The sequence below is a fragment of the Pusillimonas sp. MFBS29 genome (assembly GCF_020687695.1).
Lineage (GTDB): Bacteria > Pseudomonadota > Gammaproteobacteria > Burkholderiales > Burkholderiaceae_B > Pusillimonas_C.
This window is the reverse complement of sequence record NZ_JAJEWL010000014.1, coordinates 21,307-35,651: the sequence shown is the minus strand read 5'-3', so window position 1 is coordinate 35,651 and position 14,345 is coordinate 21,307. Positions and strand designations below refer to the sequence as shown.

14 protein-coding genes, 1 pseudogene and 1 other annotated feature are annotated in these 14,345 nt (G+C 55.0%); of the genes and pseudogenes, 4 read left to right on the top strand and 11 right to left on the bottom strand.

Annotation, left to right across the window (positions count from 1 at the left end):
• Window positions 1-298: 298 nt before the first annotated feature.
• Complete coding sequence (locus LKR43_RS15675) at window positions 299-2,593, top strand: heavy metal translocating P-type ATPase (RefSeq protein WP_205961279.1); 2,295 nt, start codon at window positions 299-301, stop codon at window positions 2,591-2,593.
• 56 nt (window positions 2,594-2,649) lie between these two features.
• On the opposite strand, the gene LKR43_RS15670 is transcribed toward LKR43_RS15675, so the two are convergent.
• Complete coding sequence (locus LKR43_RS15670; RefSeq protein ID WP_013742873.1) at window positions 2,650-3,561, bottom strand: LysR substrate-binding domain-containing protein; 912 nt, start codon at window positions 3,559-3,561, stop codon at window positions 2,650-2,652.
• A 31-nt stretch (window positions 3,562-3,592) separates the two neighbouring features.
• Between LKR43_RS15670 and LKR43_RS15665 the strand changes: the two genes are divergently transcribed.
• Both LKR43_RS15665 and LKR43_RS15660 read left to right on the top strand, forming a co-directional pair.
• Complete coding sequence (locus LKR43_RS15665; RefSeq protein ID WP_013742874.1) at window positions 3,593-4,831, top strand: PLP-dependent aspartate aminotransferase family protein; 1,239 nt, start codon at window positions 3,593-3,595, stop codon at window positions 4,829-4,831.
• Between the two features lie 60 nt (window positions 4,832-4,891).
• Window positions 4,892-5,038, top strand: coding sequence for a hypothetical protein (locus LKR43_RS15660; protein ID WP_227685141.1), 147 nt, complete (start codon window positions 4,892-4,894; stop codon window positions 5,036-5,038).
• Between the two features lie 36 nt (window positions 5,039-5,074).
• Here LKR43_RS15660 and LKR43_RS15655 read toward each other — a convergent pair.
• Window positions 5,075-6,303, bottom strand: a protein-coding gene (locus LKR43_RS15655; RefSeq protein WP_227685140.1) for an IS3 family transposase whose coding sequence is annotated in 2 segments (ribosomal slippage) — window positions 5,075-6,024 and window positions 6,024-6,303 — 1,230 coding nt in all. Because the reading frame shifts where the segments join, the coding sequence is not laid out codon by codon here.
• Window positions 5,909-6,025: a sequence feature (AL1L pseudoknot), on the bottom strand. Its footprint overlaps the gene before it by 117 nt.
• A gap of 79 nt (window positions 6,304-6,382) precedes the next feature.
• On the opposite strand from LKR43_RS15655, the gene LKR43_RS15650 reads away from it, so the two are divergent.
• Window positions 6,383-6,721 carry an ATP-binding protein gene (locus LKR43_RS15650; RefSeq protein ID WP_227685139.1) on the top strand — a complete coding sequence of 113 codons (339 nt, stop codon included), beginning with the start codon at window positions 6,383-6,385 and terminating at the stop codon, window positions 6,719-6,721.
• A gap of 12 nt (window positions 6,722-6,733) precedes the next feature.
• On the opposite strand, the gene LKR43_RS16340 is transcribed toward LKR43_RS15650, so the two are convergent.
• The 9 genes and pseudogenes from LKR43_RS16340 to LKR43_RS15600 all read right to left on the bottom strand — a co-directional run bounded on the left by LKR43_RS16340 (window position 6,734) and on the right by LKR43_RS15600 (window position 14,179).
• Window positions 6,734-7,673 (bottom strand): IS630 family transposase gene (locus LKR43_RS16340; RefSeq protein ID WP_369791837.1). Its coding sequence is split into 2 segments (ribosomal slippage): window positions 6,734-7,342 and window positions 7,344-7,673, totalling 939 coding nucleotides; the frame shifts between segments, so codons are not numbered across the junction.
• Window positions 7,674-7,765: 92 nt separating this feature from the next.
• Window positions 7,766-7,843, bottom strand: a pseudogene (locus tag LKR43_RS16245) (methyl-accepting chemotaxis protein); the annotation flags it as partial.
• A gap of 81 nt (window positions 7,844-7,924) precedes the next feature.
• Window positions 7,925-8,551, bottom strand: a complete 627-nt coding sequence (locus LKR43_RS15630) for a cation transporter (RefSeq protein ID WP_013742895.1) — start codon at window positions 8,549-8,551, stop codon at window positions 7,925-7,927.
• Window positions 8,552-9,445: 894 nt separating this feature from the next.
• On the bottom strand, window positions 9,446-9,856 hold the full coding sequence (cadR, locus tag LKR43_RS15625) for a Cd(II)/Pb(II)-responsive transcriptional regulator (protein WP_041683166.1): 411 nt from the start codon (window positions 9,854-9,856) through the stop codon (window positions 9,446-9,448).
• A 139-nt stretch (window positions 9,857-9,995) separates the two neighbouring features.
• On the bottom strand, window positions 9,996-10,598 hold the full coding sequence (locus LKR43_RS15620) for a DUF1404 family protein (protein ID WP_137237403.1): 603 nt from the start codon (window positions 10,596-10,598) through the stop codon (window positions 9,996-9,998).
• A 3-nt stretch (window positions 10,599-10,601) separates the two neighbouring features.
• Window positions 10,602-11,234: an SCO family protein gene (locus tag LKR43_RS15615; RefSeq protein ID WP_227685137.1), complete on the bottom strand. Its 633-nt coding sequence runs from the start codon at window positions 11,232-11,234 to the stop codon at window positions 10,602-10,604.
• On the bottom strand, window positions 11,231-11,848 hold the full coding sequence (locus tag LKR43_RS15610) for a cytochrome c (protein WP_227685136.1): 618 nt from the start codon (window positions 11,846-11,848) through the stop codon (window positions 11,231-11,233). Before LKR43_RS15610 ends, LKR43_RS15615 begins: the two co-directional genes overlap by 4 nt.
• The gene (locus LKR43_RS15605; RefSeq protein ID WP_227685135.1) at window positions 11,826-12,530 is read right to left on the bottom strand and encodes a cbb3-type cytochrome c oxidase subunit II; all 705 of its coding nucleotides are present in this window, start codon (window positions 12,528-12,530) and stop codon (window positions 11,826-11,828) included. The genes LKR43_RS15610 and LKR43_RS15605 overlap by 23 nt, the downstream gene beginning before the upstream one ends.
• A gap of 5 nt (window positions 12,531-12,535) precedes the next feature.
• Entirely contained in the window at window positions 12,536-14,179 is a 1,644-nt protein-coding gene (locus LKR43_RS15600) for a cbb3-type cytochrome c oxidase subunit I (RefSeq protein ID WP_137237401.1), read from the bottom strand.
• Window positions 14,180-14,345: the final 166 nt, after the last annotated feature.

Genomic DNA, 14,345 nt, shown 5'->3' with positions numbered 1-14,345 from the left:
CCATGGTCGATCTAATTTGACGTGCTTTTGGCTAGGTCCGCTAGCACGAACACAAACCTCCACTCCAGTGCATAAACATTACGGGTCCGGATACATGACAAAAATGTAATGTGGCAGGCACTGAATTAACGACTTGAAACGTGTGCATATGTGGCATGATGGGATTTGGCCCAAATGTCCCTGGGACGCTAAGAGCATTTAGCCGTGCATGCCGTGTGCAATGACCTTGTGCCCAGACCCTTAAAAGGTTTTTATCGCCATGGCGCAGAACAGTTCTAGACACACTCATGATCGCAACATGAAGCAGCCCTCAAGCTTCCAACTCACCGATCCCGTGTGCGGTATGCAGGTAACAAAAGACTCACCACATCACGTTGAGCGTCAAGGGAAGTCATTCTTTTTTTGCAGCGCAAAGTGCTTGGAAACGTTCAAACGCGATCCTGAGAAGTTCCTTGCGCCAAAGAATGTAAACGAACCAGCTTTCGATCAAGCAGCTGCAGGCACCATCTATACCTGTCCAATGCACCCTGAGATTCGACAGGATCATCCAGGAAGCTGCCCGAAGTGCGGCATGGCGCTTGAGCCGCTGATGCCCAGTCTCGACGATGACAATCCAGAATTGAAGGATTTCACGCGCCGATTCTGGTGGACCTTGCCATTCACCATTATCGTCACCGTGTTGGCCATGTTCGGCCACCAATTGGGCTGGTTCAGCATGACCGCCCAAACCTGGATTGAACTGGTGCTATCGATACCAGTGGTGCTGTGGGCGGGGCAGCCGTTCTTCGTGCGCGGGTGGCAGTCGGTGATCAATCGCAGCCCCAATATGTGGACACTTATTGGTCTGGGTACAGCGGCTGCATTCATCTATAGCGTTGTCGCGACAGTCACCCCAGGAGTTTTTCCCGAAACGTTCATGTCCATGGGCCGTATCGCCGTTTACTTTGAAGCGGCGGTGGTTATTATCTCGTTGACGCTGTTTGGCCAGATGCTCGAGCTTCGAGCACGTTCGCAGACGTCAGCTGCCATCAAATCACTGTTGGGGCTCGCACCTAAAACAGCCCGCCGTATCAACACGGATGGATCAGAAGAAGATGTGCCGCTGACGCATGTCCATGAAGGCGATCGCTTGCGTGTACGCCCTGGGGAGAAAGTTCCCGTAGATGGTCTGGTGGAAGACGGTGCCAGTTCTCTGGACGAATCCATGCTCACGGGCGAACCACTGCCAGTAAGCAAGCGCCCTGGCGACAAAGTGATCGGCGCGACGATGAACACGTCCGGCTCGCTAGTAATTAGAGCTGAAAAGGTCGGCTCGGCCACGGTACTCTCGCAGATCGTCCAACTCGTCGCCCAAGCGCAGCGTTCTCGCGCACCCATGCAACGCATGGCGGATCAGGTCGCGGGTTATTTTGTGATGTCGGTCGTGGTCATTGCTATCGTCACCTTATTCGTTTGGGGCATCTTTGGCCCTCAACCGAGCTGGGTGTACGGCTTGATCAACGCTGTGGCCGTGCTGATCATAGCCTGCCCATGTGCCCTGGGCTTGGCCACGCCCATGTCCATCATGGTGGCCACCGGTCGTGGCGCCACCCAGGGGGTGCTTTTTCGCGATGCAGCAGCCATCGAAAACTTTCGCAAGGTCGATACCCTCATTGTTGATAAGACCGGCACATTAACCGAAGGCCGGCCCGCGTTCGAGCAGGCCATTCCCGCAGGTGACACGGAGGCCGACGAGGTGCTTCGTTTGGCGGCAAGCCTTGATCAGGGCAGCGAACATCCCTTGGCCGATGCTATTGTCAAAGCAGCGCGGGAGCGCGGTTTAAACCTAAGCGCTGTAAACGACTTCGAATCAGGTAGCGGTATCGGGGTACGTGGCCAGGTCGAGGGCAAACACCTTGCTTTGGGCAATACTGCCTTGATGGATCAAGAAAACGTTGATGTCTCGATCATGACCAGTAGCGCTGAATCGTTGCGCGCCAAGGGTGCGAGTGTCATGTACCTAGCAACAGACGGTCAATTAATGGGCTTGCTGGCTGTCTCTGATCCAATCAAGAAAAGCACACCGGAAGCCGTAAAGGATCTCAAGGCGGCTGGCATCCGCGTCATCATGGCAACGGGCGACGGCGTTTCAACGGCTAAAGCCGTGGCGGAACAACTAGGCATTGACGAGGTTCACGGTGAAGTGAAGCCGGCCGACAAGCTGGATTTGGTCAGCAAACTTCAAGCCGAAGGCCGAATTGTCGCGATGGCCGGCGACGGCATTAATGACGCCCCTGCCCTGGCCAAGGCGAATGTGGGCATTGCGATGGGCACCGGAACCGACGTGGCGATGAACAGCGCACAGGTCACCCTGGTCAAAGGGGACTTGCGCGGGATCTCGATTGCACGCCACCTGTCGGACGCAACAATCACCAATATGAAGCAGAACCTGGGCTTTGCATTCGTTTATAACGCGCTTGGCGTACCACTGGCTGCCGGGGTCTTGTACCCATTTGTGGGCCTGCTGCTTTCACCCATGTTCGCTGCACTGGCGATGAGCCTGAGTTCAGCATCGGTCGTGTTCAATGCCCTTAGACTGCGCAAGTCGGTATGACTAGGGAGGGTAACGTGCCGCCGGTCAGCGAAGCACCAATTGAGCTATTCGCTCGGTCAAGACATCAGTGCAGTCAGTTGGCTCATATCCGTTGCAAGCTGCGTACGCATTGCAGAGATGAACGTCTGCATGAACGCTGTGAGTTGCGTTCCCGCTGGAAAGGCTAGAATGCCGGTGAATACCACCTGTTCGGAAAAGGGGCGGAGCACAATGCCACGCTGAGCGTAATCCAAAGCCGTCACCGGACTTACCAAGCCAAGGCCCACGCCCTGCTGCACAAGTTCGCATACGCTGACCGAGTAAGGAGTTTCGACCACTACGGACGGCACGACAGAGTGTTTATCCAGCACACTCTGCAGCTGACGACGCGAAGTGTCCTCGGGATTGAGTGCAATAAAGGCTTGGCCGTTCAGATCCTGGGGCTTGATCACCGGTTTGCATGACAGCGAATGAGAAGCGGGTATGGCGATAACCCCATCCAAGCGACTGAAAATCGAGTGTTCCAAACCAATGGTCGACACTTCGTCCGCCATAAGCCCTAGATCACACTGCCCCGACAAGAGTCGCTCGCGGACCTCGCGGGAGCTCATGATTTGCAAGGACACCGTACGCTGCTCCGCCAGCAATTTCATATTACGCAAGACGCGCGGTAGAAAACCTACGCCCAAAGCAGGCAAGCTGGCGACATTTAGGCGGCCTCCAGTGAACTGACGCAAGCTACGTAAACGGTGCTCAATCACATCTAATCCAACAAAGCATCGATCCACCTCAATTAACAAGGCCTGAGCCGCCGGCGTGGGCTGTAGCCTGCCCCGCATCCTGAGAAAGAGAACAATTCCGGCATGTTGCTCTAACCGCCGCAATGCCTGACTAATTGCAGGCTGCGACACGCCCATCAGCTTGGCCGCCTTGCTTGCCGTACCCGAAGTCATGACCGTACGAAAAACCTCAATCTCTCTTAGCAACATATATAACCTCTACTTCTAGACCAATAACATAATGGAAGTTATTTCTTATAGCTATAAAACTATACTTCGATTTATGAAAAACGCTACAGCCGCTCATCTAGCCGTTCAACGCAAATATCTCACTGGCTTCTCAAGCCTGTCGCCCGCTGTCTGGAGGGCGTCAACGATTACCTTCTCAAGCCTGGATGAATTCGTGGCTCGTAAATCGCGATTACCGGATGGCTATACCTATGGAACTACCGGCACGCCGACCCACCGTGAGCTGGAGGCGCGCATCGCTGCATTGGACAAGGCAAGCCATTGCGTGGTGCTGCCTTCAGGACAGGCTGCGATAAGCCTTGTCATGCTCACCATGTTGAAAGCCGGGGATCATCTTCTTATTACGGATTCCGCCTACGGCCCAGCACACGATTTCGCGACGCACCTTACACACATGGGCGTGGAGGTGGAGCGCTACGATCCGTGTATAGGGTCGGGGATCGCAGACCTCATCCGATCTAATACCCAGCTGATATGGTTGGAGTCACCGGGTACTGTCACGATGGAGGTGCAGGACGTGCCCGCCATTGTTTCACAGGCTCGCTCGCACGGAATCAGGACCGCAATCGACAACAGTTGGGCTAGTTCTTTGTATTTTTCGCCGCTATCGCTTGGCGTGGATCTGTGTATCCAGGCCTGCTCCAAGCACATGGGTGGTCACTCCGACTTGCTTATGGGTTCCGTTAGCACAAACGATATTGCACTACACACCGCACTACGTGCTTTGCAGGCGACCATGGGGCAAGCGGTTAGCGCTGAAGATTGCTTTCTTGTCCAACGCGGCCTAGATACCATGACTTTGCGGCTTGAGGCCCAATCCGTCAAGGCATTACGTCTTGCAGAGCATTTGCAGCGGCATCCCATGGTTCGAGAAGTGCTCCATCCCGCACTAAGTACCTTCAAAACACATAGCTTGTGGCAAGATCAGTTTAGCGGTAGCGGCAGCCTTTTTTCCTTAGTGCTACAGGATGCGCCTCTGGACGCTTTCCGCGCCATGTTCGGCTCGTTTCGTCACATTGCCATTGGCGCAAGCTACGGCGGGCTTCACAGCCTCGCAGCCTTTTATCACGCACAACAGCAGACCAGCCGCCTCTTTCCCAGTATCCAGGCACCTATTATTCGTCTTGCCATTGGCCTGGAAGACTACAGCGTCCTTGCTACCGAGCTAAACCAATCGCTGGAAACGTTCGAATCGGTTTGTATCGATAGCGCAAAGAGCGGCGCTAAATAGTTTTGAATGATCGCATACACAGAGCTGCGGTCGCCCTTCCAACTCTAAGGAGACAAGAGAATGAAACGCCTATGGATCTTTATTTCCGCAGCAACCATTGCATTATCAGCGGCTGCCCCCATCCAGGCCCAGGACAGGGCCACGACACTGAAAAAAGTTGAACAGACGGGAACGTTTACAGTAGGTACGCGCGCTGCATCAATCTGAACCGCCCCGGGTTCCGTGGAGGCTGGTTGGTTTAAGTTAAATCTCGACGGTGACCTTTTCAGACAGTTGTCGATAATAATTTTCTTCAGCTTCCGCAGGCGGAATATAGCCGATAGGTTCCAGCAGGCGATGATGATTGAACCACGAAACCCATTCCAGCGTGGCCAATTCGACGGATGCCTTGGTTTTCCAGGGGCCGCGCCGATGAATCAGTTCAGCCTTGTACAAGCCATTGATGGTTTCCGCTAAGGCATTGTCGTAGCTGTCACCGCGACTACCCACAGAGGGCTCAATACCGGCCTCAGAGAGTCGCTCTGTGTAGCGGATGGAGACGTATTGGGAGCCTCTGTCGCTATGGTGTATCAAGCCATCGGTTTGCGCCGGCTGACGGTCATACAGCGCCTGCTCCAGGGCATCGAGCACGAAGTCCGTATGCATGGAACTGCTGACGCGCCAGCCCACAATGCGACGAGCAAACACGTCAATGACGAACGCCACATACAGCCAGCCTTGCCAGGTCGATACATAGGTGAAATCCGACACCCACAACTGATTGGGGCGGTCAGCCTTGAATTGCCGATTGACATGGTCCAACGGGCAAGGGGCCGCCGTATCTGATACTGTCGTGCGAACCGTCTTGCCACGACGAGCCCCTTGGATACCAAGGCGGCGCATCAGTCGTTCGACCGTACATCGCGCTACCTCTTGCTGCTCCCGATGAAGCTGACGCCAGACCTTGTCCGCACCGTAGACCCTCATGTTTCGCTCCCACACGCGTTGAATCTGCGGCATCAGCACGGCGTCGCGCTTGGCACGATTACATAACAATGCCGGATTGCGCTGCTGCGCTGCATAACATCGATAGCCGGACGGGGCAATCTGCAAGAGCTTGCAAAGTGGCTCGACCCCGTAAGTGTTCCGGTATTTATCAATAAACTGCCGGATTACTTCAATCGGCGGTCGAGCTCCGCCTGGGCGAAAAAAGCACTCGCCAGCTTCAAAATCTCATTGGCACGGCGCAATTCCTTCACCTCGCGTTCCAATGCTTTGACACGCTCTCGCTCAGCACTGGGCACCCCATCGCGCACGCCGGTATCAACCTCCTGCTTGCGCACCCACTCGTTCAACGTTTGCGGCACACAGCCAATCTTCGGGGCAATCGATTCGATAGTCGCCCACAACGACGGATACTCGCCACGGTGTTCCTGCACCATACGCACGGCACGCTCACGCACTTCAGGGGAAAACTTGTTTTGCTTCTTCATAGCTCCATTCTCTCAGAGGTTGGAGCCTCCACAAAATCCGGGGCGGTTCAGCCCAGTACTCGTCCGTGGGGACAGACTCATGATACGCCGAGCGCTGAGTAATCTATTGTCGAACGCCATTCGCTACGCGCCGCGTGGACGCAGCGTTACGGTATTGCTCAATCTCGTCGCCGACAAGGCAAGCGTTTGTATCGCGAACCCAGGGCCGATCATAACTCCGGAGCACCTCACCCATATTTTCGAACGATTCTATAGGCCGGATTCATCGCGCCAGCGCAGCAGTGAAGGCTCGGGGCTTGGATTAGCTATCGTGAAAACAATTGTAGAGGCCCATGGGGGTCGAGTCAGCGCCAGCTCGACGGCCGACGCAACCCAGTTCGAAGTAGTGTTTCCAGCGGCGCAACGTTCAATACGCTAGAGCATTTTTAATTTACTTGTTTACATACCCGCATGAAGCAAAATAGTTGGCGCATTCTGCGGAGGTAAACAAGTCCAGGACCCTGCCGATCTCGTTCCACCGATCGTTCACGGTCCGTTTGGCGGCCTTGCGCAGCAATGCCTTGAGTTTGGAGAACATCTTCTCGATCGGATTCAGATCGGGCGAATACGGTGGAAGATAGCGCAGCGTGGCGCCGCGCGCTTCGATTGCCTGCCTGCCCCCCGCTACCTTGTGACAAGACAGATTATCGGCCACTACGATGTCTCCCGGTTTTAGCGTGGGGCACAGGCAGGTTTCGATATAGGCCAGAAACGCAGCGCCATTCATCGGGCCGTCCAACACCAGTGGGGCGGTGATGGCATCATGACGCAGGCCAGCAATGAAGGTTGTGCTCTTCCAGTGGCCGTGGGGCGCCGAGGCGACGCAGCGTTGGCCGCGAGGTGAACGGCCTCTTGGTCGGGTCATGTTGGTGGCGGTGGCCGTCTCATCGAGAAAGACCAGATGCCGACAATCCCAGCGTGGTTGATCATCCATCCATGCAATCCGGGCCTGATACACGTCGGCGCGCGACTGCTCGCTGGCGTGCAGGGTTTTTTTTAAAGCTCAATCCCCATTTGTTCAACTGATGCCAAAGTGCCGGGACCTTGATCTGGATCCCTTCTTTGGCCAGACGTTCACTCAGTTCTGCCAGGGTCAGATCGGGCGTTGCCCCGATCCACTGTCGAATCTGATCTTCCTTATGCGCAATGCGCGAGCGTCGATAGCCTCCCATGGGCAGACTATGGCGCTGACCGTCTTCTTGCCATCGTTTGCGCACCTGGTACACCCACAAACGGCTGACCTCATGGCGCCGGGCAATCGCTGTAGGGCCTTCGCCGCGCTCCAGTGCACCCAAAACTCGATCTCGCAGATCTTGCGAATAGGCATGCATGACTATCCCTCCATCGTGGCCGCAGAGGATAGTCTATATTATGTATATAATTAAATCAAAAATGCTCTAGTGCGCTAACCACCACTTACGTTGCCATGGTTGCCACCACGCGCCGCTTCAACAGCAATATTTAACGCAAGTATATTTGTCTGGAACGCCATGCTGTCAATACACGCTCACAGCTCCCAAGAGACTTCTTTTGGGTGGTTTGTATGAACCGTTCGAGATCAGTTCCGGGCAGCGACGTACGCTTAAGAAGCTTCTGAACAGGCTTTAGTCTTGGCAGCCTCTTCAAGTATTTCCTTCCCGCCGTGGGCAGCGACACAGGCTACGGCTATACCGAGAAGTAGGTCCGGCGCATTGGAATCCAGCCACATTACGAGCGCGCCAGAGATAACGATCCCAACGTTCGCGATCGAATCATTACTGGTGAAAATCGATGAGGCCTTGAAGTTCACGTCGTTGCCACGATGGCGCGACAACAGCCGTAGGCATACTAAGTTCAAGCCGGCATTGACAGTTGCCATCACCATCATGGCAGCGCCAATGGGAGCCTCACCGCCGAAGAACCGACGAACCGCCTCAAAGAGCACACCGAGCGCCAACCCTATCAGCAACCAACCGGATAAGCGCGCGGCCATCACCTTAATATGTGCGGCACGACCGATGGCATAGAGGCTGACACCATAAACCGACGCATCGGCAAGGTTGTCCAAAGCCGCTGCAATTAACGCAGTTGATTCTGCCCACAATCCAACCATCGCCCCTGCCACACACTGCCCTAGATTGATGGTAAGCACCCACTTCAACGTACTTCGATCAAGATCTCGAATCTCATCGGCAGGCTTGCCGCTATCCTTCAGTTGGCTCTCGCTCATATTGCTCTCGGTCAGACGGTCTCAGATAAAGGGCATTTACCATCATAGTTTGCGATACATTATCTGCCAAGATGGAATGGGCGGAACGTTTACGGCTGGCTGGACAACGTAGATGAATTTGCACAGGACAAACTCGCATCGTGCCTCGAGTCAATGGGGCAAGGATTGGGGAGCTAAATATCGCCGTAGGTATATGCAGGTGAGAAGCTGTCTATAACGCAGCACACGCCATGCTGTCTTTGGCAAGACAGAAGTGGCATTCGTTGGGCAATCCCTCCATTTTTAGCACTGCGGATTTACGGGAGATTATCGTTGCAACGCTCTTACATGCAGTTGGGATCCTTTGCGCTTATCCACCTCTTATGCCCTGCCACCAGTGAGGCCACTACGGACCTTGACGGGGAGCACTCTCAAAAACAAACATCAGCGCTGCGTACGCTCTTGTCGCCGCCTTTTACTTTTGTTCTTCGATAGTACTGGCGGCGGCAAGTTTTGCCGAAGCCGCTCAACACGCTGTCGCTCCTGTATAGCTGCGTTCGCCGCACGGCGTTTTACAATAAGCCGGGAAATAATAAAGGTTATCGCAAACGCGACAACCAATGTAATGCCACTGGCCAAACTGATCATTTACCACTCCGTAACGGTGCCACGGCACCACAAAACATAGTTCAAGGATTTTAGCGCGATTATCTGTCGACTCTCACCATGCAATTTCCATCCATCACACCACATTCCGACTTGAAACGGTGCTCTACACACGTACCGACGACGGATGCAATTATTCCAGCTCGCCCCATAAGCCAGCTAGTGAGTTAGTCCATAATGTCAAAGTGATCGAGCGAATAGTAGATTGACGAAAACCTGCACACGCTCATGAAATTTGAAACTGACACCCTAAACGTGGCAAGAGCAATCCGACAACGCTTGTAAGATCCCGCACGATTCCGTCGGTTTTGCGCTTGTGCATTTTTGGCGCAAAACCACTAAATGCTCCTTCAATTGCATTAACTCGTCCATGCGCACCTCCACCGCATGGATATGCTGATCAAGCAAGGCGTTCACGTCGCCACAATCCTCAGTAGGCATGTCACGGTACTGAAGCAAGGTACGTACTTCGTCCAACGCCATGTCGAGCGTACGACAGTGCCGGATGAATCGTAGACGTTCAACATGTTCTTCACTATACAAACGGTAGTTACCGCTAGTGCGAGAGGGTTCCGGTAACAACCCTTCCTTTTCATAATAACGAATGGTTTCGGCCTGACATTCCGTGCGCTTGGCCAGTTCGCCAATCTTGATATTCATCTTAATCTCAGTTAATAAAACCATATAGTAACTATAGGGTATTCGTATATCAATAGCAACTAACGCAAGACGAAGTCTCCTCACTTACAAGAACGAGATCGTGCACCTTTAAATAACAAAGTACGCTCAGGAAATGCACCTAATTTGTGCGCCGCGTTTTGGATGAGTCAACGCTATCGCCCAGCAAGTTGCTCGATTTGATCACCCCCGGTAACCAGAGTATAAATACAGCCACGGCCCAGAAAACCATGAAAGCCCCTGCATTCCATTGATCGTCAACCAGATAAACGCTGCACAATTGCTGCGGGGCTTCCTGATAGATCAGGCCCACGGCAACCGTCATCCAGCACCAGTTGAAAATAAAAAATGCCTGAATCACCACGCCCGCCTGGCGCCACGAGACGCCCACCAGCATGCCGGCAACGAGCCAGCTAAGAACCTTAATTAAGGCCACGCCTGTATGAAGGACGGCCAGATCGAGCGCGGCAGGCACCATCCAGAACGCAGTCACCAAGGCCGTGACTACAAGCGCGGTAAGTCCCTTTGCGTTCCAGGGCTCAATCAGCCGCGCAAGACGCGGGCCCGCAGCCGAGGCGGTCAACCAGCCTATGACAAACAGAAGCGGAAACTCCAGCCCCATATGGCGGGCCATGGTGGTTTCGAGCCACGGTTGCAGTACGGCTGCCACCACGAGCAGCACGCCAGGCAACCATGCAATATAGCGAGATGTGCTCAAGCGCATGGGCTACGGCTCCGACTTATTATATAAATAGTCGGCCAATGCCAGGTCGGCACGATCGACACCGTACGCTTTGATCAGCTTTCCGCGCTCGTCAATACGAAATAGCGCCGCATTGTGCGAGTATCCGCCCAGGCCATCAGGAATAACCACGATGTCGAACAACTTGAGCATGGGTTCCAGGTCGGTGGCCCGGGTGACCGTTGCCGAGCGCCACAGTGATGCGTCGGCCCCCAGGCTACGGGCATGCTTGGCCAACACCGCAGGCGTATCGTTGAACGGATCGAAGCTAAGCGTCAACAAACGCACACGACCTTCAAGGCCCCGGTTGCGTATTTCCTGCTGTAGAAACGTTAGCCCCGATGCGCTTGTACGGCAGATGGTGTCGCAACTGGTGTAGAGCAACGTGACAAAGGTCGTATAACCGGAAGCGCTGCCATAATCGGCCAGCGACAGCGTTTTGCCGGCCTGGTCGATCATGGATAGGGCTGGCAAGGTTCGCGGCGCTCGCTCCAGGTCGATCCGGCGCACGCCATCGGCGGTGATTGCGGCGAATCCGCGCGTCACCCCGCCAAACGCCAGCAGCCCCAAGGCGATTACGGCGAAGATGGCCACCAGCGTCCTGGCGCCGTGTGTCATGACTGCTCTGCAGCCGGAGCCGCGCCCGCATCAGTGGCAGGGATGTCGGCGACATTGCTCCAAGGCTCAGCCTGGGATGCTGTCGCCGCGCGCGCGGCTTCAATCGTTGCCGTTTCGACAGCAGGACTGTCGTTGCCCCACTCTGCCCGGATGAAAGTAAGAACGGCCGCGATTTGCGCGTCGTTCAATTGCGTACCGAAACCCGGCATGGCGCCGTTGTAAGTGGTGTCGCCGACCTCGATCGGCCCGGTCAAGCCGTGCAGCACAATCTGCGCGGGAATATTGGCATCGCCAGTAACCCAGGACGCGCCAGCCAACGGTGGAAAGACGCCAGGCAAACCTTGCCCGGTTGCCTGATGGCAAGCCTGACAGGTAGTGGTATAAATTTGACGTCCGTCGACCACACTGCCCTCATCGCCACCGGCGCCCGCCGCCAGGGTTGCGGGAACTCGACGGTCGCCTAGCGACGCCACCCCTGTGGGATCAGCATTGACAATGTAAAAAACCGCCCACGCGACAAGGCCGATGATCAGCCCCAGAAATACACGCGGGACCGGGTTATACAGCTCTTTGGGATCGGCATGCTCGGAACTACGGGTTTGTTTTGGTCTCATCGGTGTTTCCTGATTCGTTAGTGTCGGTCACCGCCTCGGCAGGCTCTTTAGCCAAGCGACTAGGGGCCAGGCGGCTGGCGGCCCATTCGGCCTCTTCAGCAGAAAGCACGGTATAGGTGCGATCCAGGCCTTGCAAATAGGCCACCAGGTCCAGGGCCTCGGGTTTGGCGACCACGACCTTGCCTTCTTCCACCGCTCCCGGCGGCAAGGAAACCACGCGTTCGCCCTTAGCTACGGAGCCGGGGTCTTTCACCTCAAACATATAGCGATAAGCAGGCATCACGCTACCTGGAACATAAGCACGCGGCTGGAACAAATGCCCCAAATGCCAGTCGGCGCTAGGCTGACGCGCACCAATATTAAACAGGTCAGGGCCGGTGCGCATGGTGCCGAGTAAAGGTGGACTGTCGTAATGGTAGTCGGCGGCCACCGACGCGCGCCCCCAGCCACGGCTGGCGTCGGCTATGCCGGCGCCCGTGGTGCTAGGCTGCTGGGTATGACAGGCAATACACGCGTTAGCGATATAGACCTCGCGACCGCGTAGCTGCTCACTGGTATAGGGGGCTAGCGCTTCGGGCGCAGGCACATCTTTAAGCTGCATAAAAGGCACGACAATCATTGCCGCCGTCGCTAGAGACAGCGTCACCATCGCACCTACTATAAGTTTACGTTCGTTTTCCATATCTATCAGGCAGTAATCTGTTGAGGGGCTGGAGCCGGTACTGAGGACGGCACAGAGCTGGAGCGTATGATCATCAGGGCCAAATGGTAGGCAAAGATCAAATGACCCAGAGTCATCATGGCACCGCCGATCGAACGACCTTTAAGCCACGGCAAGGTCACGGCAACCGAGTCCATGAAGGGACGCGCAGGATCAAGCAAAACCAAGCCTTGCAAGATGCCGCCAATGCTAAGCGTAATGATGTAGATCGAAAAACCGGCGACAACCAGCCAGAAGTGCCAGGAAATCAGAGCTGGTTTAGGCCACGGCATATTGACTACGCGGGGCATGGCGAAATAAATTCCGCCAAAAATCACCATCGATACAAAACCATACATGCCTAAATGGGCATGAGCGACGGTGAAGTGCGTGAAGTGAGTAACGGCGTTCAAAGAGCGCAATGCTTCGAGCGACCCTTGCACTGATGCCACGGTATACATGCAGGCGCCGAAAAAGATGAAACGCAATACGGGCGAGTGCTTCAGAGCGCTGAAATACCCCTTGAGCGTCAAGTGCTGATTAATAGAAAACGCCAGCACCGGAATGATCATCATGACACTCTGGACAATGGACAAGGTGATGAGCCATTCAGGGATTGGGCCACCAATCAGGTGATGCGCGCCGACCTGTCCATAAAAGAACGCCAAGGTCCAGAATCCCAGCAAGGACAAGTTATACGAGCGCACCGGACGCCCAATGATTTTAGGCAGCAGGTAGTAAATAATGGCGATGGACATCGGCGTGTAGAACAAACCCAATACACTATGTCCGTACCACCAGTTCATGGTCGCCTGCTCGACGCCGAAGTGCACGCCTGGGATCTTGGCCACAATATACAGAATCGGGAACCAGAACAGCGCCGCGCCCATATACCAAACCGAAACGTACAAATGATGGACTTTACGCCGCGGCAGCATGAATACCAGGGGCAAGCCAATCAGCATGCCGCCTATGGCAAACAAGCTGCCGATTTGCCAGGGAATTTCAAGCCACTCCATGCCGGCGCTAATGCCTACCGCAAGGCCACCCAGACCAGCGATTAACCCGCCGTTCCACAGAGCCGCGCCCAGAATTACCAGGCGCCCGCCTTGCAATGGCGTATGAAGCAAGCGCGGCAACAGCCAAATAGCCAACCCGAGCAGGCCCATGGGCGCCCAGCCATACGCCACGCCATTCAGGTGAATGGTTCGCAATCGGCCAAACGTGAGCCAGGCGGTATCGGTCAACAAATCGGGCGCATGCAGTTTGACCGATGCGAGCAAGCCGGCGGCCGATGCCACTACCAGCCAGACGGCAGCACAGGCAAAAAGTACGTAGGCGGGAAGAGCGCTTGAACGATCGGCGGCTTCACGAGCGGCGATTTCGGTGGGAGAAACGCCCTCTTGCGACACACTGTCACGTTCGTTCGCGTTGGTGACACCTTGTAAACTGCGGCGTTGTTGAGCAGTGGCGGACGGCTCTTCGGTCTGGCCAATTTCGTCTTTTGAAAATATAGAACGTGCACCGCTAGATGTCGCATCGAACAGGCCTTTGCGCATCGACCAGATGAAGGCAAACAGCCCTACGATAGACAAAATAAAAGTAGCCAATAATACGGCTGTCGGGTTCATGAGATTCCTTCTATTTCAGGGATATGGCCGCCGTTGATCTTGCAAAAATGAATATCAACAACCAATCTGGCAATCGCAGGCAATGAGCCAGTACATCGGCACAAAGCTGGCAGTAGACGTAGCGTTACAGCGGGACTCTCTTTCGAGCTAGAGCGCGCCTAACACG

What these genes read in the sequence shown, in the direction of transcription:
- LKR43_RS15675 (WP_205961279.1), top strand. Translation starts at nt 299, where the DNA reads ATGAAGCAGCCCTCAAGCTTCCAACTCACCGATCCCGTGTGCGGTATG.
- LKR43_RS15670 (WP_013742873.1), bottom strand. Translation starts at nt 3,561, where the DNA reads ATGTTGCTAAGAGAGATTGAGGTTTTTCGTACGGTCATGACTTCGGGT.
- LKR43_RS15665 (WP_013742874.1), top strand. Translation starts at nt 3,593, where the DNA reads ATGGAAGTTATTTCTTATAGCTATAAAACTATACTTCGATTTATGAAA.
- LKR43_RS15660 (WP_227685141.1), top strand. Translation starts at nt 4,892, where the DNA reads ATGAAACGCCTATGGATCTTTATTTCCGCAGCAACCATTGCATTATCA.
- LKR43_RS15650 (WP_227685139.1), top strand. Translation starts at nt 6,383, where the DNA reads ATGATACGCCGAGCGCTGAGTAATCTATTGTCGAACGCCATTCGCTAC.
- LKR43_RS15630 (WP_013742895.1), bottom strand. Translation starts at nt 8,551, where the DNA reads ATGAGCGAGAGCCAACTGAAGGATAGCGGCAAGCCTGCCGATGAGATT.
- cadR (WP_041683166.1), bottom strand. Translation starts at nt 9,856, where the DNA reads ATGAATATCAAGATTGGCGAACTGGCCAAGCGCACGGAATGTCAGGCC.
- LKR43_RS15620 (WP_137237403.1), bottom strand. Translation starts at nt 10,598, where the DNA reads ATGCGCTTGAGCACATCTCGCTATATTGCATGGTTGCCTGGCGTGCTG.
- LKR43_RS15615 (WP_227685137.1), bottom strand. Translation starts at nt 11,234, where the DNA reads ATGACACACGGCGCCAGGACGCTGGTGGCCATCTTCGCCGTAATCGCC.
- LKR43_RS15610 (WP_227685136.1), bottom strand. Translation starts at nt 11,848, where the DNA reads ATGAGACCAAAACAAACCCGTAGTTCCGAGCATGCCGATCCCAAAGAG.
- LKR43_RS15605 (WP_227685135.1), bottom strand. Translation starts at nt 12,530, where the DNA reads ATGGAAAACGAACGTAAACTTATAGTAGGTGCGATGGTGACGCTGTCT.
- LKR43_RS15600 (WP_137237401.1), bottom strand. Translation starts at nt 14,179, where the DNA reads ATGAACCCGACAGCCGTATTATTGGCTACTTTTATTTTGTCTATCGTA.